Raw genomic sequence first — 24915 nt, forward strand, 5'->3', positions numbered from 1 at the left:
CGGCATCACCGGCGACCTCTTCAAGGTCACCCCCATGCTCATCGAGTCCATCAAGGCCCTGAAGGCCTCCAAGTAATGGAATAATAAACCCGCCTCCGGACATGTCCGGAGGCGGGTTTTTGATTGGATGCTTGCCTTTTTCGGTCGGAGTTGGTAGGATAGAGCGGACTGCAAAAAGGAGGGGATGCGGGTGGGACGGAGCCGGGCAAAAGGAATTTTATTGTTGGGTGTGCTGGGGACGGCTGTTTCGGCCATTTTGGTGCGGTATTCACAGGCCCCCTCGCTGGTGACCGCCACCTACCGCCTGGGCTGGACGGTACTTCTGCTTCTGCCTGCCGCCCTGCTCCGGGGGGGAGCGGAGTGGAAACGGGTTACCCGGCGGGACGTGGGGCTGTGTGCCCTGAGCGGTGTGTGTCTGGCCCTTCACTTTGCACTCTGGTTTGAGTCCCTGAAATGGACCAGCGTGGCCAGTTCCACTGCACTGGTGAGCACAGAGGTTATTTTTGTGGCCCTGGGCTTTGCGCTGCTCTTTGGCGGACGGATCTCCCGGCTGGGGTGGGGTGCCATTGCCCTTGCGGTGGCAGGCAGTACGGTGCTGGCCTTTGCAGGGGGCGGCTCCGGAGGAACAGTAGGGGGGAACGGACTGGCCCTGGCGGGAGCTGCGGCGGTGGCGGCATACACCCTGATTGGCAGATATCAGCGGGAGCACCTCTCCACCACCGTCTATACCGCCCTCACCTATACGGCCTGTCTGATCACCCTCTTGGTGCTGGACGGGGTCACCGGGACGGCGGTCTGGGGCTGGCCGCCCCGGGAGTGGCTCATTGGTCTGGGCCTGGCGGTATTCTGCACGCTGATGGGACACAGCCTGTTCAGCTGGTGCCTGCGGGAGCTCTCTCCCGCCTATGTGTCGGCAGCCAAGCTCTGTGAGCCGGTCTTTGCCGCCGTCCTGGCGGGGATCCTGTTCGGAGAGATTCCGGACCCGGCCGAATGGATCAGCGGAGGCATGGTCCTGGCGGGAGTACTGCTCTATACCTATACGGAACGATAAAAACAGCCGCTGGAACACACTGTGTTCCAGCGGCTGTTTTGCTTTATACCGGCTCGATGGTCACTGCGGTGCCGGAGGCAGAGACCATCATCATGTTGTTCCCGGAGCCGAGGATCTCGTAGTCGATGTCCACACCAACTACCGCGTTGGCGCCCATCTGAGCGGCCCGCTGGCTCATCTCATGGAGCGCCTCTTCCCGGGCACGCTGGAGCTCCTCTTCATAGCCCTCACTGCGTCCGCCGAAGAAATTGCGCAGTCCCGCGCCGAAATCCTTGATGAAATCCACGCCGGAGACCACCTCGCCAAAGACGATGCCGTGATAGGCGCAGATGCGGTGTCCCTCGATCTGAGGGGTCGTGGTAATGATCATAGAGCTCCCTCCTACTATTTTGTTTTTCGAAAAAACAGGGGCGGCAGGAACCTGCCGCCCCTGATGGGAGCATATCATACCACAGAACACGCGTCAAGAGATGCGGAAAGCGGGATCAGGACTCCCCAGCGGGAGAATCGTCCTCCGAAGAGGGGGCGGGCGCCTCATCCTCCGGTGTGGTGTCCTGGGGCGGCTGAGGCGGAAGGACCGGCTCGCTGGTCATGTGAATGTTGCGGGCGGGGGGCTCAATGGAGCGGTCCTGGGGCTCGGGACGGGCGCCGTAGTTGTCGGCGGTGGCGGGGTCCCGGCCCTCCAGAATGGCCATCATCTCCTCGCCGGTGATGGTCTCCTTCTTGAGAAGGTAATCCACCACTTTGTCCATATCCTCCTGGTTCTCCTGGATGATATTGACTGCCTTTTCGTAGGCGCTGTGGAGGATGGACATGACGTCCTTATCAATGTCGGCGGCGGTGTCCTGGGCGCAGTCGATGCCGTAGCCGCCGTCCAGATACTGGTTGCGGCGGGAGGCCAGAGCCATCATGCCAAACTTGTCGCTCATACCGTAGAGGGCCACCATGTTGCGGGCCAGGCTGGTGGCCTGCTGGATATCCTGGGCAGCGCCGTTGGTCATGGTGTGGAGGACCACTTCTTCCGCGGCACGGCCGCCCATGTAAGTGGCGATCTCCGCAAGCAGCTCATCCCGGGTCTGGAGGTTCTTATCCTCCTCGGGGAGGTGCAGGGTGTAGCCCAGCGCGCCCTGGGTATGGGGAACGATGGTGATCTTCTGCACCGGGGTGGTGTTCTTCTGCTTGAAGGAGACCATGGCATGACCCACCTCATGGTAGGCTACCAGCTTCTTCTCAAACTCAGAGAGGACGGAGTTTTTCTTCTCCGCACCGGCGATGACCAGCTCAAAAGCGGCCAGCAGGTCGTTCTGGTTGACCGCCCGGCGGCCCAGACGGACCGCCCGGAGGGCAGCCTCGTTGACCAGGTTAGCCAGGTCCGCGCCCACCGCGCCGGCAGTGGCCAGGGCGATCTTGTTCAGATCCACGTCCTCCGCCAGACGGATGTTGCGGGTGTGGACCTGAAGCGTAGCCAGACGTCCGGCCAGGTTGGGCCGGTCCACGGTGATGCGCCGGTCAAAGCGGCCGGGACGCAGAAGGGCCTGGTCCAGCACCTCGGGCCGGTTGGTGGCGGCCAGCAGAATGACGCCCTTGGTGGGGTCGAAGCCGTCCATCTCAGCCAGCAGCTGGTTGAGGGTCTGCTCCCGCTCGTCATTGCCGCCCATGCGGTTGTCGCGGGACTTACCAATGGTGTCGATCTCGTCGATAAAGACGATGCAGGGGGCCATCTTGTTGGCCTCCTTGAAGAGGTCACGGACACGGGAGGCGCCTACGCCCACAAACATCTCCACGAAGTCGGAGCCGCTGATGGAGAAGAAGGGAACGTTGGCCTCACCGGCCACGGCCTTGGCCAGCAGTGTCTTACCGGTACCGGGAGGGCCCACCAGCAGGGCGCCCTTGGGCAGCTTGGCGCCGATCTCGGTGTATTTCTGGGGATTGTGCAGGAAGTCGATGATCTCCACCAGGGACTCCTTGGCCTCATCCTGACCGGCCACATCTTTGAAGGTGACGCCGGTCTTTTTCTCCACATAGACCTTGGCATTGGCCTTGCCGACGCCGCCCAGACCGCCGCCCATCTTGCCCGCCATGCTGCGGAACAGGAAGGAGAAGAGGGCCACCATGATGACCATGGGCAGCAGCCAGGAGACCAGGAAGCTCACCACAGGGGAGAGCTCCGGCTGGTAGGGGGTACCGAAGCGGACATTGTGCTCCCGCAAAAGGGTAAGCAGGCTGGAGTCGTTGAGAGGAGCACAGTAATAGCTGCGGGCCTTGGAGAGCTGCTGCTCCACACTGGGGGCGCTCTCCTCACCGGCCAGGATGCTGGAAAAGAGCTGACTGTCGTTTTGCGATGCCGCAGAGGGGAGCGCGGGGGTGGCATTCGGGTCCAGACCAACGGCAGCCACATCTTCCTTGAGGTAGATGGTAAACTTGTTGCTGGTCATGGAGACGGCGTAGACCTTGTCCTCCTCCACCAGATTCAAAAACTCGCTGTATTGAATCAGGGTGGAATTGGCCTGATTGGACATGGACAGGAAGTAGTTCACCAGAATGGTGACCACCAGGGCCCATAACAGAATGGACGCAATGCCCATTAGATTGCGCTTGTTATTGTTTGAGCCGGTGTTTCGTTGTTTATCGGGCTTCAAATGAGTGCCCTCCTTACATGAAGAGTAGACCTGAATCAGAGAAATCGGTCCTGTTTTCTTTAGACTTATCTATTTATAACACAAAAGATTCGTTAATACAAGGAAGGGGGGTGTCGAAAGGTGTAAACATTCTGTGAAAGAAGCCCTTGGAGGCGGAAAGGGCAGCGAAGAGTTTGCAACTTTCCCTTTTTCCGGAGGGGGGAATGTGGTATACTGCTCTATGAATCAAATGAATGAGGAGACACATCCATGAAGGAGAACAAGACCGGAAAACGCCGGGAAGATACCCTGGAAGCGGGAGCGGACGGCATTATTGAAGGCCGCAACGCAGTCATTGAGGCGCTGCGCTCCGGAACCGCCATTGATAAAATCTATATTGCCCGGGGCGAGACTGACGCAGCCCTGGGGCACATTGCCTCGACCGCCCGCGGTAAGGGCGTGGTGGTGGTAGAGGCCGACCGCCGGAAGCTGGACAACATGAGCCGCACCCACTCCCACCAGGGGGTGATTGCCTTGGCCGCCGTGCGGGAGTATGCCAGCGTGGAGGATATTTTGAACGCCGCCCGCGAGAAGGGGGAGCCTCCCCTGATCGTGGTGTGTGACGAACTCTCAGACCCCCACAATCTGGGTGCGGTCATCCGCACCGCCGAGTGTGCCGGCGCCCACGGCGTCATCATTCCCAAGCGCCGCTCGGCCGGTCTGACCGCCATCGTGGCCAAGACCTCCGCCGGGGCGGTGAGCCATGTGCCGGTGGCCCGGGTGCCCAATCTGCCCGCCCTGCTCAAGGAGCTCAAGGACGAGGGAATCTGGGTCTTTGGCACGGCAGCCGACGGGGACCGCCTGCTCTATGAGGCTGACCTGAAGGGACCGGCTGCCATCGTCATCGGCAGCGAGGGGGACGGCATGGGACGGCTGGTGGCCGAGACCTGTGATTTCAAGGTGCGCATCCCCATGAAGGGGAAGCTCAACTCCCTCAACGCCAGCGCCGCTGCTGCCATCCTGCTCTACGAGGCGGTGCGCCAGCGGATGTAAGACCTCCCGCGCGGGGCGCGGAAGCTATTTCAACATAATCAGGAGAAGATCATGTCGAAGGATAACGACGACAAGTTCCATACCGAAGAACCTGAGCTGGAATTTTCTCTGGAGGACATTCTGGCGGAGTACGGACAGGAGTCACAGAAGGAACCGGATGCGCGGACCCCGATCCCCCTGGACCAGTACCGGGACCGGGAAGAGCCGGAGCCGGCCGACCCCACTCCGCCCCGCGGAGGGCGCGGGGGAAAGCGGGCCCGGGGCCATCTGCTGACCTTCCCAGGCCATTCCACCGCGGAGGAGAAGAAGCAGGACGCTGTGGAGGAGCCGGCCCCACCGCAGGAGCAGACACCTGAGCCGGCCCCTCCAGAACCCAAGTCTTCAGAACCGAAGCCTCCGGAATCCAAGGCACCGAAACCAAAAGCTCCCTCCGGCGGCCGCCGCCTTGCGCAGAAGCCTGAGCCGGCGCGGAACGCGGAGAAGGCCGGAGAACCCGAGCCCGAACCCGAGCCGCCCACCCCGGAAGGGAAGGAGTCGGCTCCGGCCCAGCCCCAGAAGAAGGAGAAAGTCGTTCCCTTCCCGGGTGGGGAGGAGAAGGGACTGCTGGGCCGGTTCCGAAAGCTGAAGAAGCAGGCGGATGCCTACGCGGACCACATGTTTGAGGAAGAGGGGAGCGAGGAAGCTCCCGAGGTCCGCCGGGCAGAGCGGTACATCCCGGGCGTGGATGTGGAGGAACCGGAGGAGGAGCGCCCGCCCCGACGGAAGCGCCGTCCCCCGCCGCCCATCCCGGACACGCCGCCCCAGGAGCTGTTCCGGCGCTATAACCGGGGGATGGGGGTCCTCAAGCTGCGCATCGTCCTGCTCTTTCTGCTGTGTGTGCCCCTGCTCTATTTGTCGGTGGGCCAGGCGGTGAACGCACCCATGCCCGGGACCCTGGAGGGGAACCACACCCTTCAGCTCTACGCCCAGGCCGCGCTGCTGGGCGCGGCCATGCTGTTGGGGATCGATGCGCTGGGGCGCGGACTGTACCATCTGCTCATCCTGCACGTAGAGCTGGACAGCGTGATGGCCCTGGCCTGTGCCGCCGCCCTGGCGGATGCGCTGACCATGCCGCTGATGGAGGGGAGCCCCCAGCGCCAGCCCTATTGTGCCATTGCGGCCCTGGCCCTCGGCTTCAATCTGTACGGATATTACTGTAAGCGCAAGGGACTGCGGGTGGCCTGCCGCACAGCGGCCTCCGCTTCGGAGCCCTATCTGGTCACCCTGGATGAGAATAAGTGGAATGGGCGGGACGCCTATGCGAAATGGTCGGGGGAGCCGGTAGGCTTTGGCCGCCAGATCCAGGCTACCGACGGGGCCCAGCGCATCTACCATATTATGGCCCCCCTCATTCTCCTAGCCTGTCTGCTCTTTTCGGTGCTGGCCTCCATTGGCAGGCGGCGGCCGGAGGATATCCTCTGGTGTCTTTCGGCCACCCTGAGCGCAGGGGCGTCGTTCTCTTCGACGCTTTGCTACGGCATCCCGTGGCGCTCCCTCTCCCTGCGTCTGGCGAAAAGCGGAGCCGCTCTGGCCGGCTGGGACGGGATCACCGGGACCAGCGGAAGCGCGGGGATCCTGCTGACCGATCAGGACCTCTTCCCGCCCGGGACGGTCTCCCTGAACGGGATCAAAATCTTTGGGGATTTTCCGGTAGAGAAAGTGGTGGGTGTGACTGCCACGCTCATCCGGGATACCGGCTGTGGACTGGACAAGATCTTCCACGATCTGCTCCGCAGTCAGGGGGCCATCTACCGCCGCAGCCAGGATTTCTGCTGCTACGAGGGGGGCGGTGTATCCGCCCTCATCCGGAACGAAGTGGTGCTGGTGGGTTCGGCCTCCTTCATGCATTTGATGGAGGTGCCTCTGCCCCAGGGACTGAACGTGAAAAACGCGGTATTCTGCGCCATTGACGGGGAATTGGCCGGGCTGTTTGCCCTGAAATACACCCTGCATGGCACAGTGGAGCCCGCCATCAGCGCCCTGATCAGCAACCGGATCTCCCCGGTGCTGGCCACACGGGACTTTAATATCATCCCCGCCATGCTCCGCCAGCGCTTCAAGCTGCCGGCGGACAAGATGGAGTTCCCGGCGGTGGAGCGGCGGGTGGAGCTCTCCTCCCAGCGGCAGAGCCACAGTGAGCTGCTCACCGCCGTGCTCTGCCGGGAGGGGGTGGGACCCTTTACCGAGGCCGCCGTGGGCGGGAAACGTCTGCGCCTGGCGGTGCGGATCTCCACGGCGCTGGCCTGTCTGGGGTCCTGTGTGGGCGTGCTGCTCGCCTTTTACCTCACCTTTATGGCGGCGTATGACTCGCTGACTCCCTTTAATCTGCTGGTCTTTTTGGGCATGTGGCTGGTGCCCACCATTCTCATTTCCAACTGGGTAAACCGCTATTAGAGCGGGAGCGGAAGACAGAAAAAGGAGATGGACGGCATGAAAAAGAAATACGCGATGATGATTATGAACGAGCTTCATAACCCGGAGACCGACCATGCCCGGCTGGACACCTCCGCCACCGAGACCCACATCCTCACGGTGCGCAATCCGGAGGAGGCGGTGGCCAAGGCGGTGGAGCTGGCCGACGCGGGGTTCGGCACCATCGAGGTGTGCGGCGCCTTTGGAGAAGAGCTGGCCCGGAAGATGTACGACGCGGCAGGGCACCGGCTCACCGTCTGCTATGTGGTCTGTCCCCCGGATCAGCTGGAGGCTACGCTGAAATTCTGGTCGGAGTGACCGCCAGGAGAAATTGTAAACATTCTGGAAACCCCCTTGCAAAGTGGGGCGGGAAGGGCTATCATAGGGTTAGCACTCTACAGGAAAGAGTGCTAACCCTATTTTGTTTACGATTTATGTTTCATATGGAGGCGTATATACCATGGAAAAGAAAGCCTTTCAGGCCGAATCACAGCGGCTGTTGGATCTGATGATCAACTCCATTTATACCCACAAGGAGATCTTCCTCCGGGAGCTCATCTCCAACGCCAGCGACGCGGTGGACAAGCTGGCCTACAAGGCCCTCACCGACGACCAGGTGGGTCTGAACCGCTCCGACTTCAAGATCACCCTGACTCCGGATCAGATCAAGCGGACCCTCACCATCTCGGACAACGGCATCGGCATGACCAAGGAGGAGCTGGAGCAGAATCTGGGCACCATTGCCAAGAGCGGCTCCCTCCAGTTCAAGCAGGACATGGCGGCCAAGGACGAGGGCAAGGGCAAGAGCGATGTGGACATCATCGGTCAGTTCGGCGTGGGCTTCTACTCCGCCTTTATGGTGGCCGATGAGGTGACGGTGACCTCCCGTGCCTACGGCAGCGAGGAGGCCTGGCGCTGGACCTCCGACGGCAAGGACGGCTACACCATGGAGCCCTGCGAGAAGGATACGGTGGGCACCGACATCGTACTCCACATCAAAGCCAACACGGAGGACGACCACTACGACGAATATCTGGAGCAGTACCGCCTCAGCGACCTGGTGAAGAAGTATTCGGACTATATCCACTACCCCATCGTCATGCTCATGCACAAATCACGCCAGAAGCCCCGTCCGGAGGACGCCGGTGAGGACTATAAGCCCGAGTGGGAGGACTATGACGAGTGGCAGACCCTCAACTCCATGGTTCCCCTGTGGCAGCGGCCCAAGAGCGAGGTCAAGGAGGAGGAGTACAACCAGTTCTATAAGGAGAAGTACGGCGACTGGGAGGATCCCCTGCGGGTGGTCCATGTCTCCGCTGAGGGCGCGGTGGAGTATAAGGCCATGCTCTATATCCCGGCCCATGCTCCCTTTGATTTCTACTCCCGGGACTATCAGAAGGGCCTGCAGCTCTACTCCTCGGGCGTGCTCATCATGGATCAGTGCGCCGACCTGCTGCCCGACCACTTCCGCTTTGTCAAGGGCGTGGTGGACTCTCAGGACTTCTCCCTGAATATCTCCCGCGAGATGCTCCAGCATACCCGGCAGCTCAAGGTGATCGCGGGCAATCTGGAGAAGAAGATCAAGGCTGAGCTCCTCAAGCTCCAGAAGGACGAGAGGGAGAAGTACGAGCAGTTCTGGAAGGCCTTCGGCATGCAGATCAAGTACGGCATCCTGGCCGACTACGGCGCCCATAAGGAGCTGCTGAAGGATCTGCTCCTCTTCTGGTCCTCCAAGGAGGGCAAGATGGTCACCCTGGCCGAGTACCAGTCCCGCATGGCAGAGGATCAGAAGTTTATCTACTTCGCCGCCGGCGAGAGCGTGGAGAAGATCGCCCAGCTGCCCCAGACCGAGCGCATCCGGGACAAGGGCTATGAGATCCTCTACCTCACCGACGAGCCCGACGAGTTCGTCATGAACCTGCTGGGCGAGCTGGACGGCAAGGCCTTCAAGTCGGTCAGCGACAGCGATGCCCTCCCGGAGAGCGAGGAGGAGAAGGCCCAGGCCGAGAAGAAGGCGGAGGAAAACAAGGACGTACTGGACTTCGTGAAGGAGACCCTGGGCGACAAGATCAAGGAGGCCCGCATCTCCAAGATCCTCAAGACCGGCGCGGTGTGCATGACGGCCGACGGTCCGGTCACGCTGGAGATGGAGAAGTACTTCCGCCGGGTGGACCCGGACCACGCCGACAACATGAAGGCTCAGCGGGTGCTGGAGCTCAATCCCGATTCGGGGGCCTTTGCCGCCCTTCGGGAGGCCATGGAGAGTGACCAGGAGAAGGCCAAGGTCTATGCAGAGCTCCTCTACCATCAGGCCCTGCTCATTGCCGGCCTCCCCATCGAGGATACCACCCGTTACACCGAGCTGGTCTGTTCCCTGATGAAGTAAGAGAGCCTCTGGCGTAAATGCACAAAATCATGCCGCTGTAAGGACGACAAAACCGTTGGATGAAGAGAGCTCGTCTCTTTTCAAAGTATGTACTATGTAGTATAATAAAAGAAGAGCAACGGTATTACTGACAGGGGGCATGACCGATGGTTATAACCATGACTTTCTCCTCCCGGGAGGAGATCCAGCGACTTCGTGAACTGGCGCTTTCCGTATCTGAGGCGGTCACCATCCGTTCTCTTGACGGAGAAATCGCCCTGAATGCAAAATCTCCCATGGGGATCTATGCGCTGGATTTTTCCCAGCCGGTGGAGATCGTCACAGACTCTCAGTGGCTTCAGGAGCAGCTGGAGCACTGGTAATCGGACCGAGTGCAGCACAAAAATGGCATGTGAACTCCGCGCCGCATTGCGGCGCGGAGTTTTTATATCCTGACTAATTTCATTGGGAGAGGGAAAGAGTCGTGACTCTGTGGATTGCAATGGGGGATTTATAAATTAACTAGCGGAGTATAGAGGCTGTAATATGAAAAAATGCTTGTATACGGCCTATAAAAGGGTTTTGTTTTTATATAAGTATGCCATTGCGTGCAAAAATACGCCGTGATATACTCGTAGGCGAAAAGGAGGTATGACGTATGGTCATCGAAAAGAAATTTAACTCCATTTCTGAGATCTCTGCGCTCCAGCGCATTGCCAGCATGGCGGATAAAGAAGTCTATCTCTCCAATCAGGAGGAGACCATCAAGGTGGATGCCCGGTCCTTCATCGGACTGTTTGCCCTGGATTTTTCCCAGCCCCTCAAGGTCATCACCGACTCTCTCTATGTGATCCGCATGATCGAGATGGATCTCAGAAAGCAATCCTGCGCGGCGGCGGTTCGCTAAGGGTGCGTATATCCGGATGTTAAAGCCAATGGGACCATGTTCCCATTGGCTATTTTTATTTTTGCAGGAATCAAAAATCAAAATAGTCCGATCAGCGGGAGAGCGCGGCCAGACAGGGAAGGACCCGGGCGGGAAAAAGCGCGCTGCGCCTTGTTTCGCCTCTGAAAATCATGTATAATAGCGTTACTTTACGAATGGATATGATCCTTCGTCTGTGACTGGAGGTTTTCCCCTCGATGAATCGACAGCTGTTGCAGCAGCTCCCCAAAATGGACGTGCTTCTGGCCCATCCGGCCATTGCGTCCGCCCAGGAGGAGCTGCCTTACTATGCACTGAAAGAGGCGGCCAGAACCGCCCTGGAGGAGCTGCGCCGCGGGATCCTGGATGGAACGGTGGAGGTCCTGCCCGACCTGGACACCCTGGCTGCCCAGACTACGGCCCGGGCCCGGGCGTCCTGCCGTCCCCACCTGCGCGCCGTCATCAACGGTACCGGCGTGGTGCTGCATACAAACCTGGGCCGCGCCCCTCTGGGCGAGGAGGCGGCCCGGGCGGTCTATGAGGCGGCCCGGGGATATTCCAACCTGGAATATGACATCGATTCCGGGCGCCGCGGCAGCCGCTTTTCCCACATTGAGCCGCTTATTTGCTCCCTGACCGGGTCGGAGGCCGCTCTGGCGGTCAACAACAACGCCGCGGCGGTATTCCTCATGCTCTCGGCCCTGGCGGCTGGGAAAAAAGTGGCGATCTCCCGGGGAGAACTGGTGGAGATCGGCGGTTCCTTCCGGGTGCCGGAGATCATGGCCCGCAGCGGGGCACAGCTGGTGGAGGTGGGTACCACCAACAAGACCCATCTCTCCGATTACCGCCGCGCCATTGAAGAGCAGGGGGCTGAGATCCTCCTGAAGGTCCACACCAGCAACTTCAAGCTCATTGGCTTTACCGAGGAGGTCTCCATTGCCGATCTGGTCGCCCTGGGCCGGGAGAAGGGCGTGCCTGTCTTCCACGATCTGGGCAGCGGCGCCCTCTATGACGACCCTGCTCTGGGCGTCCCCGAGGGCCCCACGGTGGAGGAGAGCGTGCGCGCCGGTGCCGATGTGATCTGCTTCTCCGGCGACAAGCTGCTGGGCGGGCCCCAGGCGGGCATCGCCATTGGCCGGGCCCCCTATATCCAGGCCATGAAGAAGGATCAGTTTGCCCGGGTGGTGCGCATTGACAAGCTGACGCTGGCGGCACTGGAGGCCACCCTGCGCACCTACCGGGATCATGCGCTGGCCGGCCGGAGCATTCCCACCCTGGCCATGCTGGGGGCGCGGCCGGAGACCCTGGAGTCCAAGGCACGCGCCCGGGCGGAGGAGCTCTCTGCCCGCTTTGCGGGGAAATGTGTCTTCTCCGCCGCGCCGGACAACGGCGAGGTGGGGGGCGGAAGCCTGCCCGGCGTGCCCCTGCCTACCTGGGTGGTGGAGCTCTCGCCGGTCTCCCTCACGGTCTCCGCGCTGGAGGAGGCCCTCCGGGCCTGGGAGACTCCCATTGTGGGACGGGTAAGCCGCAATCAGTATCTGCTGGATGTCCGCACCCTGACCGACGCCGACTGGGCGGAGATCATCCGGGCTCTGGACACGATCTTGAACTAAAGGAGCGCCACGGCTATGAAGCATATCATCATCGGCACCGCCGGCCATGTGGACCACGGCAAGACCTGTCTGACCCGGGCCCTGACCGGCGTGGACACCGACCGGCTGAAAGAGGAACAGAAGCGGGGCATCACCATTGAGATTGGCTTTGCCCAGCTCACGCTGCCCAACGGCCAGACCGCCAGCATCATCGACGTGCCCGGACATGAGAAGTTCATCCGCAACATGCTGGTGGGCGCCGCGGGCATGGATGTGGTCCTGATGGTCATTGCGGCCGACGAGGGCTTTATGCCCCAGACCCGCGAGCACCTGGGCATCCTCTCCCTGCTGGGGGTGCAGAACGGCATCATCGTGGTCACCAAGGCCGACATGGTGGATGAGGAGTGGCTGGAGGCCATCGAGGAGGAGGCCCGGGAGACCGTCCAGGGCACCTTCCTCCAGGACGCTCCCATCCTGGCGGTGTCCTCCTACACCGGACAGGGCATTGAGGAGCTGAAAGAGCTCATTGTCAAGCTGGTGGAGGGAGCGGAACAGCGCAACCAGGACCGGCCCTTCCGCCTTCCCGTGGACCGGGTGTTCTCGGTGGACGGCTTCGGCACGGTGGTCACCGGTACCCTGCTGGAGGGCTCCATGCAGCTGGGGGAGGAGGTCTGCATCTACCCCAGTGAGAAAAAGGCCCGCATCCGGGGCCTTCAGAACCATGACAAGGCGGAGGAGCGGGCCAGCGCCGGCATGCGCGTGGCGGTCAACCTCTCGGGCATTGACAAGGCGGATATCAAGCGGGGCGACACCGTGGCCAAGCCTGGCTCCATGGTCCTCTCCCGCCAGATGGACGTACAGCTCACCATGCTCAAAGACGCGCCCTATGCCATCAAAAACGACTCCCAGCTCCACTTCCACCACGGCAGCCGGGAGCTGGTGTGTAAGTGCGTGGTGCTGGGAAAGGATACCCTGGAGCCCGGCGAGACCGGCTTTGCCCAGCTCCGCTTCCAGGAAGATGTGGCGGTGAAGAATGGCGACCACTATGTGGTGCGCTTCTTCTCTCCCATGGTGACGGTGGGCGGCGGTGTGATCCTGAACGCCGATCCCGGCCGGCATAAGCGCAACGATCCCGCCGTGCTGGAGGGACTGGCTGCCCGCGCCTCGGGCTCCTCCGAGAAGCAGGTGATGGAGGCCCTCCGTCAGGCCGGGTCCGCCATGCCCAAGAAGCACGACTTGGCCAAGGCGGCCGGTCTCACCGAGGCCGAACTGAGCGAGTCCCTGGCCCAACTCATGGAAGAGGGCCGTGTGGTGGAGCTGGGCGGCCGCTATGTGGACCACGATACCATCGAGGCCCTGTGGGAAAAGGCAGTCAAGCTCCTGAGCGCCTATCACAAGGCCCAGCCGCTCCAGCCCGGCATGAACCGGGGAGAGTTCCGCGGAAAACTCCTGCCCACCGCCTCTCCCACCGCCATCGATGCGCTCATCGACTACTATGCCGAGCACCGCGGCCTGCGGATCGAGGGTCCCACCATTGCCCTGCCTGACTTCCAGGTGGTGTGGAATTCCTTCTACACCGGACTGCGGGACCAGATCCTGGACCTGTACGGCAAGGCCGCCCTGGCTCCGGAGAATCTGGACGATGTGCTCGCCTCCTTTGGAAAGAAGCAGGACGGCGCCCGCCAGGTGGTCCAGCGCCTCTTCTACGACGGGGAGCTGGTGGCCCTCAACGCACAGATCGTGCTGCGGAAGGATTTTTACGAGAAGGCCCTTCAGGGACTCTATGACCTCTTTGCCCGGAAGCCGGAGCTGCTCCTGGCCGAGTTCCGGGATGCCCTGGGCATCTCCCGCAAGTATGCGCTGGCGCTGCTGGAGTTCTGGGACAGCGAGGGCGTGACCCGGAAAAATGGCGATGTACGGGTACTTTTGAAAAAAGTATAGGATATTTTTCGGGAAAATACGCTCAAATAGTTGACGAAAGCATTCGATACTGTTATAATAAGAGTTACTGTATATCGGTTTTATCAATAAAGCCGTGCAGTAACATGGGGATAGAAGGGTATCTGGTGAGCCCCGCGGTCTTCAAAACCGTAGAGGGCGGCGTTCCCGCCTTGGTGAGTTCGATTCTTACCTGTCCCCGCCAGAAGACCGCCCGCGCTCTTTCGAGCGCGGGCGGTTTTTTATCCGGCTTCCGGACAAAAATTGATTCCATATTGTACTTCTTTTCTGATAATAGAGTACAAGACGGCATAGAATGAGCTGGAAATATGTCTTTTCTTGCTATATATCATGAACACTTTGTAAACATTAGCACTCTCATATTGACAGTGCTAAAACTTGGGACTATGATAGACATGTACTAAGGAGGGAGAGAAAAGATCTCCCCGGCGGGCACAGATATGAGCTGTGAAATGGAGGAATGACATATGTTGCCCAGTCTGTTTGGTGAAAATCTGTTTGATGATTTCTTTGGTGATTCGATCCACAAGAATTTCTTTGGCGGACATGATCCGCTCTACGGCAAGCACGCCAAGAACCTGATGAAGACCGATGTCCGGGAGCTGGATCACAGCTATGAGGTGGATATCGATCTGCCCGGCTTCCAAAAGGATGAGGTCAATCTGGAGCTGCGGGACGGTTATCTGACCGTCAGCGCGTCCAAGGGCCTCAACAAGGAGCAGAAGGATGAGGAGGGACGCTATATCCGCCAGGAGCGTTACAGCGGCGCCTGCTCCCGGAGCTTCTATGTGGGTGACGTGAAGCCGGAAGAGGTCCATGCCAAGTATGAGGACGGTATTTTGAAGCTGTCCGTTCCCAAGGTGGAAGAGCAGGCGGTGGATAACCCCAACCGCATTGCCATTGAGTGACCAAATCAAAAAAATATCCACCGGACCAGCTGGTCCGGTGGATATTTTTTATGGTCTTGGTCGGGTAACGCCCCATTTTAGCAGGGGACTCAGTCCTGCATCTGGTCCAGATCGGCCTTGAACTGCTCCCACTGCTCCGGGTGCTCCACATAGTAGCGGGGACATTCCTTGCCCGTCACGTCATAGTGACGGATGACCTGATCGGTGCTCAGGTGAAATTCTTCCTGAAGCCAGTGGACCAGCTTCAGGAGGGACTGATAGGTGGCCTCTGTAAAGGCGCCTTCCTCATCCGGGTGGCAGCACTCGATGGAGATGGTGTCCTTGTTGCGCTGGCTGGTGCAGTAAGACCACTCATCCAGAGGGATGCACTGGATGATCTCGCCGTCCAGCCCGATCAGAAAGTGACTGCTGGCATAAGTATTGGAATCCGGTTCCCCCTCGGCTGCGGGCTCCTGCTGGGCAAGTCCTGCAAAAAAGCTCCGGTTCTGCTCGGCCGTCGTGCCTGGATTGCCCACATAGTGGACGACGATACCAGTGACCTCCTCCAGCTTGGTGCCGGGACGGGAGAAGGGATTGACCTCCAAAAGCTCCTTTGTGACCCAGTCGGGCGGGGTGGGAGCGGAGGACAGAAACTGGGGCAGAGCCAGCTTGATCCCGAGCAGCACCAGCACGATCACGCCCAGGATGGAGGGCAGAACGAACGGATTTCCCCTCCGCACCCGCTGTTTTTCCCGGGAAGCCAACCGTTTTCCGCCCCGCTGCTGTGCCATATCCACTCTCTCCTTCGCCGTTTGATGGATACCATTATAACAGTTTTTTCGGCAAAGGTCTTTACAATTTCATAAAAAAGCAGTGTGTGGGCGGGGTCTGATTCAGACTCCGCCCACACACTAGAACTTATTCTTCATCCAAAAACTGAATACAGGCCCCCAACACGCCGGAGCCAATATAGACGCTGAGTGTGGCGTCCATCTCCCCCTGCCAGAAGTGCAGATGTTCCGGCAGAGCAGCGGCAATGGTCTGCCGCAGCTGCGCCATCTCCTCCGGCGCGCCGCCATTGGCCACCGCCAGATTATAGCGCCGGCCCTGTCCCTGTTCGGCCGCCCGGGCGGAAAGAAGTTCCAAGAGCTTTCCCTGGACGGCCTTACGTCCCCGGACCTTGGCCACACTGGAGAGCTGGCCGTCCGCGGCAAATCCCACCAGAGGCTTGATGTTGAGCATGGTCCCGGCCAGAGCGGTGATCTTTCCGATGCGCCCACCCTTCTGGAGATACTCCAGGGTGTCCACGGAAAAATAGGGATAGGTGTTCCGGATCAGCGCGGGCACACGCTGTTCCACCAGCTTGTCCCAAGTCATCCCGGCCTGGATGTCCTCCCATACCTGGAGCAGTGTAATCCCGATTCCCAGGCTGCCGCTGAGGGAGTCAAAGACGGCCACCTCCAGATCCTCCCGGGCGAGCCCCTGGAGGCGCACCATATTATAGGTGCCCGAGAGACCGGAGGAGAGGTGGATGGCAATGACTTTCTCATAGCCCAGCGCGGCAATGTGGTCCAGGGTATCCTTGACCGAGCCCCCATCGGGGAGGGAGGTCTGAGGCAGTTCACCGGCGGCCTGGCGTGCATAGATATCGGAGGCAAAGATGTCCACGCCGTCGGAAAATTCCCCGTCCCGGCAGCGGATCTTCAGGGGAAGGACAAAGATAGGGGTTCCTGCCCGCTGCGCCGCGCTCAGATCGGCGCAGGAGTCGGTAAGCAGGGCGATCTTCTGAGGATTGCGGTCGAAACAGACGTCGTTCATTGACAAGTTCATCATCCTACTCTATAATACTCACATAACGTTGTTATGTGAGTATTATACGGTGCTTGCGGGCCGGTGTCAAGAAAAAAGGAGGGACCATCTATGGATTATAGCCAGCGGCGCCGGGAACAGGCCAAGCGGACAGAGCAGGCCATCCTGCGCGCGGCGGTGGAACTCCTGCGCCGCAATCAGTTTGACAAGGTCTCGGTACGGGATATCTGCCGGGAGGCGGGGATCACCACGGGGGCTTTTTACCACCATTTCAAGTCCAAGGAAGAGATGCTGCTGCGGGGCTTTGCTCCGCTGGATACCTATATGGAGGAACTGCTGGAGGAACACCGGGAGGAGCCTCCTGGGCGGAGATTGTGGTTTATTCTCTCGGGGTATGCCGCCTTTATGGAGAATATGGGCTGGGAGCTGGTGGGACGCTACTATCAGCAGCGGCTGAACCGGCCGGACGGCCGCTCCATTGACTCCAGCCGCTTTACCTTCCGGGCCATGCGGGAGTGCCTGGTGGAGGCGAAGCAGTCGGGCGAGCTCCCGGGAGGACTTGCCGCAGAGTGGGTGGCCGACTTTTTGTTCCGCCACTTTCGCGGTGTGGTCATCGACTGGATTCTGCACCAGGGAAGCTATCCATTATACCCCAAACTGGAGCAGGACTATCTCTTTTTTCAGGGAGTTTTCCAGGGAGAAGAAGAGAAAGGGAACAATTGACCGCCGAGAGCCGCAGGGTTTCCTGGGGCTCTTTTTTGTTGCGGTGGACTATACAAGGGACAGAAAGTTGGATAGAATAGAGGAAACTGAGGCCGTATCGGAGTACGCAGTGTCTGCGTACCGGGAAGGCCTGAGAACAGGAGGGACACCCGATGAACGAGATTTTGGAGAGACTGCACCGGCGCAAGTCGGTCCGGGTCTTTACAGATCAGTCGGTGGGGGAAGCGGAAAAGCGGGCCGTATTGGAGGCGGCGGTCCAGGCCCCGACCGCCGGAAACCAGCAGCTCTATACCATTCTAGATATCACCGACCAGAGCATCAAGGATACCCTGGCCGAGACCTGCGACCATCAGCCTTTCATCGCCAAGGCACCGGTGGTCCTCGTGTTCTGTGCCGATTGCCGCAAGTGGTTTGACGCCTATGTGGAGGCCGGGTGCAGCCCGCGCCGCCCAGGACCGGGTGATCTGATGCTGGCGGTGGAAGATGCGGCCATCGCCGCACAGAACGCGGTGACGGCAGCGGAGAGCCTTGGACTGGGATCCTGCTATATCGGAGATATTATGGAGCAGCATGAAGCCCATCGGGAGCTGCTCCATCTGCCGCCCTGGGTCTTTCCCGCTGTGATGTTGGTCCTGGGCTATCCTACCCAGCAGCAGAAGGATCGGCCCAAGCCGGAGCGGGCGGCCATGGAGCATGTGGTCCACAGCAACACCTATCGCCGGATGGACGGGGAGGAGCTGCGCCGGATTTTTGACGGGCGGACCGGAGGAGAGGAATTTTGCAGCTGGATGCAGGCCTTTCACCGGCGCAAGTACGACTCGGGCTTTGCCCGGGAAATGAATCGGTCCGTGCAGGCCTACCTGCGGGATCTGGAAGAGGAGGAGCCGGTATGATCCATATTTATTGCGGAGACGGAAAGGGGAAAACCACCGCCGCCATGGGCCTGACGGTGCGTGCAGTGGGGCATGGCCGCCGGGTGGCGGTGGCCCAGTTCCTGAAAAGCGGCAAGAGCGGGGAGCGGGAGATCCTGGCCAACCTGCCGGGCGTGGAGCTGCTTCCCATTCCGGAGGAGATGAAATTTACCTTCTTCATGACGCCGGAGGAAAAGGCCGCCGAGGCGGTGCGCCAGAAGGACATCGCGGCGCAGGCCTTTGCCCGCAGCAGCAAAGTGGATCTGTTGGTGCTGGACGAGCTGTGTGCCGCCCTTTCCACCGGAATGCTGGAGCTGCCCTGGGTGCTGGAGCAGCTGGACGCCTGCCCGGAAGCGCTGGAGGTGGTCATCACCGGGCGCAATCCCCCGCCGGAGCTGGAGGAACGGGCGGCCTATATCACTGAGATGAAAAAGCACAAGCACCCCTTTGACGCCGGGCTTCCCGCCCGGGAGGGCGTGGAGTGGTGATTTTTCCGCCAAAAAGTAAACTGGGGCGATTGGACACATTACACGAGCCCTTCCCGGCGATGGAGCGCTTCTTTTGAACATGCACACAAAAAAGAGGCATATCCTGTAAAAAGGCAAAAAGTAAGCGCGATTTTTATACATTTTCTTTATTTGCGTTCTTGTATTTCCCGATCGGGACCGATATAATGTTACAGAACGGGCGCCAGTCGCCCACGCAGGATTAAGGAGTGAAACCATATGTCGAATATCTGGCATGATATCAGCCCCAGCCGCATCCAGCCCGACGATTTTGTGGCGGTGATCGAGATTCCCAAGGGCAGCAAAAAGAAGTACGAACTGGACAAGGAGACCGGTCTCATCATTCTGGACCGAGTCCTTCACACCTCCACCCACTACCCCGCCAACTACGGTTTTATTCCGCGTACCTACGGCGACGACGGAGACCCGCTGGACGTACTGGTCCTCTGCTCCGAGGAGATGGACCCCTTGACGCTGGTGCGGTGCTATCCCATCGGCTATATCTCCATGCTGGACGGAGGCAAGAACGACGAGAAGATCGTGGCCATCCCCTTTGCCGATCCCACCTACAATACCTTCCATGATCTGATGGACCTGCCCGGTCACATCTTTGACGAGATGGCCCACTTCTTCACGGTCTACAAGGCCCTGGAGGGCAAGGAGACGGTGGCCGGTGACGTCAACGACCGGGCCGCTGCCATTGAGGTCATCCGGCGGGCCATGGACCACTACTCGGACAGCTTCCTGGGCGGTGCCGCACCCCGGGGAAGCCAGAACAGCTCCAACCGCTGAGTGGCCCTGCGCGGGAGCAGCCCGTGCAGTTTAAAAAAATCTTAATCCTTTTTTCGTTCCCTTTGCCCTCCGCGTGTGATAAACTGGTCTGGTAGCGAATTAGGAAGGAAAAACGATCGAGATCGAGATGTGAGGTGCACACCGATGCAGAATACATACGACTGCCTGGTTATTGGCGCCGGCTTTGCAGGCGCGGTGGCGGCGCGGGAACTGGCCGAGCGGGCCGGAAAGCGGGTGCTGGTGCTGGAGCGGCGCGGCCATATCGGCGGCAACGCCTATGACCTGCCCGATGAGCACGGAGTGCTCATCCACCAGTATGGCCCCCATATCTTCCATACAGCCAACAAGCGGGTCTTTGACTATCTCTCCCGCTTTACCCAGTGGAGGGACTACCAGCACCGGGTGGTGGCCAATGTTTACGGGGCCGAGATGCCCGTTCCCTTCAACCTGACCAGCCTGGAACTGGCTTTTGGCCGGGAAAAGGCCGCCGCACTGGAGGAGAAGCTCATCGCCGCCTATGGCGCGGAGAAGAAGGTCACCATTCTGGAGCTGCGCCGCAATGCCGACCCCGATGTGGCGGCCTTGGCCGACTATGTCTACGAAAACGTCTTTCTCCACTATACCATGAAGCAGTGGGACCAGTCTCCCGAGGAGATCGATCCCAACACCACGGCCCGGGTGCCGGTCTTCCTCTCCCGGGACGACCGGTATTTCCAGGACCCCTGGCAGGGGATGCCTCTGGAGGGCTACACCCCCCTCTTCGAGCGCCTGCTGGATCACCCCGGCATCACCGTGGAGCTGGGGGTGGATGCCCGGGAGCGCCTCACCCTGGGCGAGGACGGCGTGACCCTGGACGGCGTGCCCTTTACCGGCCCGGTCATCTATACCGGCGCGGTGGATGAGCTCTTTGCCTGCCGGTTTGGACGGCTTCCCTACCGGACGCTGGAGTTCCGCTTTGAGAACTACCCGGTGGAGTTCTGGCAGTCCCACGGAACGGTGAACTATACCGTCAGTGAGGAGTGGACCCGCATCACAGAGTTCAAGTACCTCACCGGGCAGGTCAAGCCGGAGTGTACCACCATTGCCAAGGAGATCTCCCACGCCTACACGGGCGCGCCCGAGGAGACCCCCTACTATGCCATCATCAACCCGGAGAACAATGCCCTCTATGCCCGCTATCAGGCGCTGGCGGCGCGGTATGGAAACCTCTATCTGCTGGGACGGCTGGCAGAGTATAAATATTACAATATGGACGCCATCGTGGCCCGGGCTCTGGAGCTGTGCGACACGCTGGCAGAGAAGGGAGCCTGAGCCCCATGGACAAGCTCATTACCTTTGCGGTACCCTGCTACAATTCCGCGGCCTATATGGATCACTGCGTGGAGACCCTTCTGGCCGGAGGGGATGACATTGAGATCATCCTGGTGGACGACGGCTCCACCAAGGACGATACCCCGGCCATCTGCGACCGGTATGCCCAGCAGTATCCCGGTATTGTCAAGGCCATCCACCAGCCCAACGGCGGCCACGGCGAGGGCGTGAACCAGGGTCTGCGCAACGCCTCCGGACTCTACTACAAAGTGGTGGACTCGGACGACTGGCTGGATACCGACGCACTGAAAAAGGTGCTGGATAAGCTGCGGGAGTTTGCCCGGCAGCCCGACCCGGTGGACCTCATGGTGTGCAACTATGTGTATGAGCACGTGGAGGACAACACCCAGAAGGTCATGCGTTATACCAATGTGTTTCCGGAAAATCGGGTCTTTACCTGGGCGGACATCGGCCGCTTCCGTCCCTCCCAGTATCTGCTGATGCACTCGGTCATCTACCGCACCGAGCTGCTGCGCTCCTGCGGGCTGGAGCTGCCCAAGCACACCTTCTATGTGGACAATATTTTTGTCTATCAGCCCCTGCCCTTTGTCCGGAGCATTTACTACATGGATCTGGACCTCTACCGGTATTTCATCGGCCGGTCCGACCAGTCGGTCAACGAAAAGGTCATGGTGACCCGAGTGGACCAGCAGCTGAGGGTGACCCGCCTGATGATCGATGCCCACGATCTGAAGAAGATACAGTCTACCCTGCCCAAGCTGGGCCGGTATATGTTCAACTACCTGGCCATGATGATGACCATTTCTTCCATCTTCCTCATCATCGACGGTTCCCCCGAGGCACTGGGCAAGCGTACCCAGCTCTGGGAGTACCTGCGCGGGGTGGACGGACGGCTCTATCATAAGATGAAGTACCGCGCGGTATCGGCGGTATCCAATATCCCGGGCTATCAGGGACGCAAACTCTCGGTAAAGCTCTACCGGCTGGCCCGGCGTATTTACAAGTTCAATTAACGAACAAAGATAACAGCGTCCCCGGACTGCATGTGCAATCCGGGGACGCTGTTTTTACATACGGAAATCAAGCGGGAGTAAGCTGGAGGATCACCAGCTCCGGGCGGTTCCAGATGCGGGGAATGCGGGTGGATTCCCGGGCCAATCCCCGGCTGACGACCTGTACTTCGCCCCCGTCCCGCCGGTATATACCGCCGGCATAGGCGGGAAAAAATCCCTGGTTTGGGGCCAGAAGCCCATTCAGAAGAAAGGGAATGCGCCACTGTCCTCCGTGAGCGTGGCCATTCAGAATGAGATCGCAGCCCAAAGCGGCATAATCGGAATAGCGCTCCGGGCGGTGGGCGAGCAGGATGGCCGTGTGGGAGGTGCGGGGGCGGCTTTTCAGCTCGGTGAGCTGTCTGGAATAGGCGCTGCCCACGGTTGGATCGTCCAGACCCAGAAGATCGACCGGCTGACCATTGAGCTCCAGGGTGATCTGGGTACCACGGAGTACATGGATGCCCAGCTCCGCAATGCGGCTGCAGAATGCCTCGGCCTGACCGGAGCGGAATTCGTGGTTTCCCGTGACATAGACACAGGGCCAGCGCCGGACAGCCTCCGCCAGGAACTGAAAGGCGGGCGCGGTGGGCAGCTCATCGTCCACAATATCCCCGCCCAAGAGAAGAGCATCCGGTTCCTCTGCCTCCAGCGCATCCAAGAGGACGCGCTGGTCCTCTCCATAGCGGCAGCTGTGCAGGTCGGTTATCAGTGCCAGACGTACAGGAGCCTCCAGGGAGGCCAGCGGGATCTCATACCGGCGAATGGCAAGGCGTACATCCAGGGCGGAGCACAGAACAGCAGCGGTCACCAGTCCGAGGGCCAGACGACGGCGCTTCCGGCGGGTCATTCCCGTCCCTGCTCCTTCAGGAGGGCCTGCTTGATGTCCCAGAGCTTCTGGGAGAGATCCACATAGTAGTTGTGGGGATTTTCAAAGCGCTTGACCTCATCCCAGAGGAGGTCGATCTGGGCGGCGCAGTAGGCCCGCATCTCCGTAATGGTGGGAGACTGATAGACCAGCTTTCCGTTCCGGAAAATGGGGACCAGAAGCTCCTTGGCCTCAAAGTCGGTGAAGGTCTTGCGCTTCCAGGTGGCATCCGGGTCAAAGAGCTCCAGCGGGCGGCTGTCATCCACCGTCTCGTCATAGAGGGTGATGAGATCGGCCAGGGCCTTGCCCGAGTAGCGGGAGACCAGGCGGTAGACCTTTTTAAAGTGGGGGTTGGTGATCTTGGCCGGATTTTCGCTGATCTTGATCTTGGGGATGATATGACCCTCCCCGTCCTCCACGGCGGCCAGCTTGTAAACGCCGCCGAAGACCGGCTCAGACTTGGAGGTAATAAGCCGCTCGCCTACGCCGAAGGAGTCGATCTTGGCGCCCTGAAGGAGCAGATCCCGGATGATATACTCGTCCAGAGAGTTGGAGGCCACGATCTTGCACTCGGTCAGTCCGGCCTCGTCCAGCATCTGCCGGGCCTTGCAGGAGAGGTAGGTGAGGTCGCCCGAGTCCAGACGGATGGCGCAGTTGGTGATGCCCTTGGGGAGGAGTACCTCCTTAAAGGCGCGGATGGCATTGGGTACGCCGGACTTGAGGACGTTATAGGTGTCCACTAACAGCGTGGCGGAGTGGGGGTAGAGCTCGCAGTAGGTCTTAAAGGCAGTGTATTCGTCGGGGAACATCTGCACCCAGGAGTGGGCCATGGTCCCGCCGGCGGGAGAGCCATAGAGCTCGTCGGCCAGGGTACAGGCGGTGCCGGCGCATCCGGCGATATAGGAGGCACGGGCGCCCAGCAGCGCGCCGTCGGTGCCCTGGGCCCGGCGGGAGCCGAACTCTGACACGGGGCGGCCCTGGGCAGAGCGTACGATCCGGTTGGATTTCGTGGCAATGAGGGACTGGTGGTTCAGATTGAGCAGCAGGTAGGTCTCGATAAACTGTGCCTCAATGGCGGGGGCGCGGACGGTGAGGATGGGCTCCCGGGGGAAGATGGGCGTCCCCTCGGGCACAGCCCAGATGTCGCCGGTGAAGCGGAAGTTGCGCAGATATTCCAGAAACTCTTCGCAGAAGACGCCCTTTTTCCGGAGATAGGCGATATCCTCCTCATCAAAGCACAGGTTTTCGATATAGTCGATGATCTGCTCCAGACCGGCGGCAATGGCAAAACCGCCTCCGTCCGGGACATTGCGGAAAAAGACGTCGAAATAGCAGATCTGGTCGGCCATGCTGCTCTGGAAATAGCCGTTGCCCATGGTGAGTTCATAGAAATCACAGAGCATGGTGTAGTTCATATGGCTTTTCATGAAAAAACCCTCTTTATATGGGATGGCCGCCCCGGAACAATGGACCGGGGCGGCGGGAGTACGGATTCAGCGGTTGGTCACGGTGACCTGGAGCCCCTCCAGCACATCCAGCGCCTTTTCGTGGAGCGCGGGATCGAAGGAGGCGGTGAGCCGGGCATCCACCAGGATCTCGGCCTCGGGCAGGGCGGCCTTGACCATCACCGCGTTGGAGAGAACGCAGATGTGGGAGACCAGCCCGCACAGCTCCACCTGGGCATAGCTGCGGCCCTTGAGCCACTCAGCCAGCTCCAGGGAGGGGAAGGTGGGCTTGCGGAAGACGCAGTCCCCATCCCCGCGGGCGGCGGCGGTGGAGCCGTAGAGCTCCCATCCTGCCTCTCCAAAGAGACAGTGGGGAACGGGCAGTTTGCGGCCCTCCTGGGTCTGGGCGTAGTTGGTGCCATGGGTATCCAGGGTAAAGACCACGTCGTTGCCTGCGGCATGATAGTCCGCAATGCGCTGGGCAATGGACGCGTCCAGTGCCTCGGCACCGGCAAAGCCCAAGGAGCCGTCTACGAAGTCCTTTTGATAATCCACTACGATCAGTAATTTTTTCATGTG

At 60.2% G+C, this 24915-nt stretch carries 23 protein-coding genes and 1 tRNA gene; 17 read left to right on the forward strand and 7 right to left on the reverse strand.

Annotated elements, in window-relative coordinates; all coding sequences use genetic code 11:
* Positions 1 to 190: 190 nt before the first annotated feature.
* A complete protein-coding gene (locus I2C21_RS14680; protein WP_353654824.1) occupies positions 191 to 1051 on the forward strand; it encodes a DMT family transporter in 861 nt (286 codons plus the stop codon).
* A 43-nt stretch (positions 1052 to 1094) separates the two neighbouring features.
* Here I2C21_RS14680 and I2C21_RS14685 read toward each other — a convergent pair whose 3' ends face one another.
* Together I2C21_RS14685 and ftsH are read right to left on the reverse strand one after the other, a co-directional pair.
* Positions 1095 to 1421, reverse strand: a complete 327-nt coding sequence (locus tag I2C21_RS14685) for a putative heavy metal-binding protein (protein ID WP_101691012.1) — start codon at positions 1419 to 1421, stop codon at positions 1095 to 1097.
* Between the two features lie 115 nt (positions 1422 to 1536).
* Positions 1537 to 3636 carry an ATP-dependent zinc metalloprotease FtsH gene (gene ftsH / locus I2C21_RS14690; protein ID WP_101691095.1) on the reverse strand — a complete coding sequence of 700 codons (2100 nt, stop codon included), beginning with the start codon at positions 3634 to 3636 and terminating at the stop codon, positions 1537 to 1539.
* 303 nt (positions 3637 to 3939) lie between these two features.
* On the opposite strand from ftsH, the gene rlmB reads away from it, so the two are divergent.
* The 10 genes from rlmB to I2C21_RS14740 all read left to right on the forward strand — a co-directional run bounded on the left by rlmB (position 3940) and on the right by I2C21_RS14740 (position 14922).
* On the forward strand, positions 3940 to 4722 hold the full coding sequence (gene rlmB / locus I2C21_RS14695; protein ID WP_101691013.1) for a 23S rRNA (guanosine(2251)-2'-O)-methyltransferase RlmB: 783 nt from the start codon (positions 3940 to 3942) through the stop codon (positions 4720 to 4722).
* A 51-nt stretch (positions 4723 to 4773) separates the two neighbouring features.
* Positions 4774 to 7155: a hypothetical protein gene (locus I2C21_RS14700; protein ID WP_195279622.1), complete on the forward strand. Its 2382-nt coding sequence runs from the start codon at positions 4774 to 4776 to the stop codon at positions 7153 to 7155.
* Positions 7156 to 7191: 36 nt separating this feature from the next.
* The gene (locus tag I2C21_RS14705; protein ID WP_101691015.1) at positions 7192 to 7491 is read left to right on the forward strand and encodes a DUF6506 family protein; all 300 of its coding nucleotides are present in this window, start codon (positions 7192 to 7194) and stop codon (positions 7489 to 7491) included.
* Between the two features lie 142 nt (positions 7492 to 7633).
* Complete coding sequence (gene htpG / locus I2C21_RS14710; protein ID WP_101691016.1) at positions 7634 to 9559, forward strand: molecular chaperone HtpG; 1926 nt, start codon at positions 7634 to 7636, stop codon at positions 9557 to 9559.
* 158 nt (positions 9560 to 9717) lie between these two features.
* A complete protein-coding gene (locus I2C21_RS14715; protein WP_286167316.1) occupies positions 9718 to 9921 on the forward strand; it encodes a hypothetical protein in 204 nt (67 codons plus the stop codon).
* 275 nt (positions 9922 to 10196) lie between these two features.
* A complete protein-coding gene (locus tag I2C21_RS14720) occupies positions 10197 to 10445 on the forward strand; it encodes a hypothetical protein (protein ID WP_101691018.1) in 249 nt (82 codons plus the stop codon).
* 236 nt (positions 10446 to 10681) lie between these two features.
* Positions 10682 to 12076 (forward strand): L-seryl-tRNA(Sec) selenium transferase, encoded by a 1395-nt coding sequence (gene selA / locus I2C21_RS14725; protein WP_195279623.1) that lies wholly within the window; start codon positions 10682 to 10684, stop codon positions 12074 to 12076.
* 15 nt (positions 12077 to 12091) lie between these two features.
* Positions 12092 to 13996 (forward strand): selenocysteine-specific translation elongation factor, encoded by a 1905-nt coding sequence (selB, locus tag I2C21_RS14730; RefSeq protein WP_195279624.1) that lies wholly within the window; start codon positions 12092 to 12094, stop codon positions 13994 to 13996.
* A 106-nt stretch (positions 13997 to 14102) separates the two neighbouring features.
* Positions 14103 to 14198, forward strand: a tRNA-Sec gene (locus tag I2C21_RS14735).
* Positions 14199 to 14481: 283 nt separating this feature from the next.
* The gene (locus tag I2C21_RS14740) at positions 14482 to 14922 is read left to right on the forward strand and encodes an Hsp20/alpha crystallin family protein (RefSeq protein WP_101691021.1); all 441 of its coding nucleotides are present in this window, start codon (positions 14482 to 14484) and stop codon (positions 14920 to 14922) included.
* Between the two features lie 89 nt (positions 14923 to 15011).
* On the opposite strand, the gene I2C21_RS14745 is transcribed toward I2C21_RS14740, so the two are convergent.
* Together I2C21_RS14745 and I2C21_RS14750 are read right to left on the reverse strand one after the other, a co-directional pair.
* Complete coding sequence (locus I2C21_RS14745) at positions 15012 to 15692, reverse strand: peptidoglycan recognition protein family protein (RefSeq protein WP_195279625.1); 681 nt, start codon at positions 15690 to 15692, stop codon at positions 15012 to 15014.
* Between the two features lie 127 nt (positions 15693 to 15819).
* Complete coding sequence (locus tag I2C21_RS14750; protein WP_195279626.1) at positions 15820 to 16719, reverse strand: DegV family protein; 900 nt, start codon at positions 16717 to 16719, stop codon at positions 15820 to 15822.
* A 102-nt stretch (positions 16720 to 16821) separates the two neighbouring features.
* Here I2C21_RS14750 and I2C21_RS14755 point away from each other — a divergent pair, with 102 nt between their 5' ends.
* The 6 genes from I2C21_RS14755 to I2C21_RS14780 all read left to right on the forward strand — a co-directional run bounded on the left by I2C21_RS14755 (position 16822) and on the right by I2C21_RS14780 (position 21987).
* Positions 16822 to 17433, forward strand: a complete 612-nt coding sequence (locus tag I2C21_RS14755) for a TetR/AcrR family transcriptional regulator (RefSeq protein WP_101691024.1) — start codon at positions 16822 to 16824, stop codon at positions 17431 to 17433.
* 152 nt (positions 17434 to 17585) lie between these two features.
* The gene (locus I2C21_RS14760) at positions 17586 to 18326 is read left to right on the forward strand and encodes a nitroreductase family protein (RefSeq protein ID WP_195279627.1); all 741 of its coding nucleotides are present in this window, start codon (positions 17586 to 17588) and stop codon (positions 18324 to 18326) included.
* Positions 18323 to 18832: a cob(I)yrinic acid a,c-diamide adenosyltransferase gene (locus tag I2C21_RS14765; protein WP_195279628.1), complete on the forward strand. Its 510-nt coding sequence runs from the start codon at positions 18323 to 18325 to the stop codon at positions 18830 to 18832. The genes I2C21_RS14760 and I2C21_RS14765 overlap by 4 nt, the downstream gene beginning before the upstream one ends.
* Positions 18833 to 19069: 237 nt before the next feature.
* The gene (locus tag I2C21_RS14770; protein ID WP_195279629.1) at positions 19070 to 19642 is read left to right on the forward strand and encodes an inorganic diphosphatase; all 573 of its coding nucleotides are present in this window, start codon (positions 19070 to 19072) and stop codon (positions 19640 to 19642) included.
* 144 nt (positions 19643 to 19786) lie between these two features.
* Positions 19787 to 20953: a UDP-galactopyranose mutase gene (gene glf, locus I2C21_RS14775; RefSeq protein ID WP_195279630.1), complete on the forward strand. Its 1167-nt coding sequence runs from the start codon at positions 19787 to 19789 to the stop codon at positions 20951 to 20953.
* Positions 20954 to 20958: 5 nt separating this feature from the next.
* On the forward strand, positions 20959 to 21987 hold the full coding sequence (locus tag I2C21_RS14780) for a glycosyltransferase family 2 protein (RefSeq protein WP_101691029.1): 1029 nt from the start codon (positions 20959 to 20961) through the stop codon (positions 21985 to 21987).
* Positions 21988 to 22054: 67 nt separating this feature from the next.
* Here I2C21_RS14780 and I2C21_RS14785 read toward each other — a convergent pair whose 3' ends face one another.
* The 3 genes from I2C21_RS14785 to I2C21_RS14795 all read right to left on the reverse strand — a co-directional run bounded on the left by I2C21_RS14785 (position 22055) and on the right by I2C21_RS14795 (position 24912).
* Entirely contained in the window at positions 22055 to 22873 is an 819-nt protein-coding gene (locus I2C21_RS14785; RefSeq protein WP_195279631.1) for a metallophosphoesterase, read from the reverse strand.
* Positions 22870 to 24318, reverse strand: coding sequence for a nicotinate phosphoribosyltransferase (locus I2C21_RS14790; protein WP_195279632.1), 1449 nt, complete (start codon positions 24316 to 24318; stop codon positions 22870 to 22872). Before I2C21_RS14790 ends, I2C21_RS14785 begins: the two co-directional genes overlap by 4 nt.
* A gap of 66 nt (positions 24319 to 24384) precedes the next feature.
* Positions 24385 to 24912, reverse strand: coding sequence for a cysteine hydrolase family protein (locus tag I2C21_RS14795; protein ID WP_186964308.1), 528 nt, complete (start codon positions 24910 to 24912; stop codon positions 24385 to 24387).
* Between the last annotated feature and the right edge of the window lie 3 nt (positions 24913 to 24915).

Source organism: Clostridium sp. J1101437_171009_A5 (assembly GCF_015547905.1).
Lineage (GTDB): Bacteria > Bacillota > Clostridia > Oscillospirales > Oscillospiraceae > Pseudoflavonifractor_A > Pseudoflavonifractor_A gallinarum.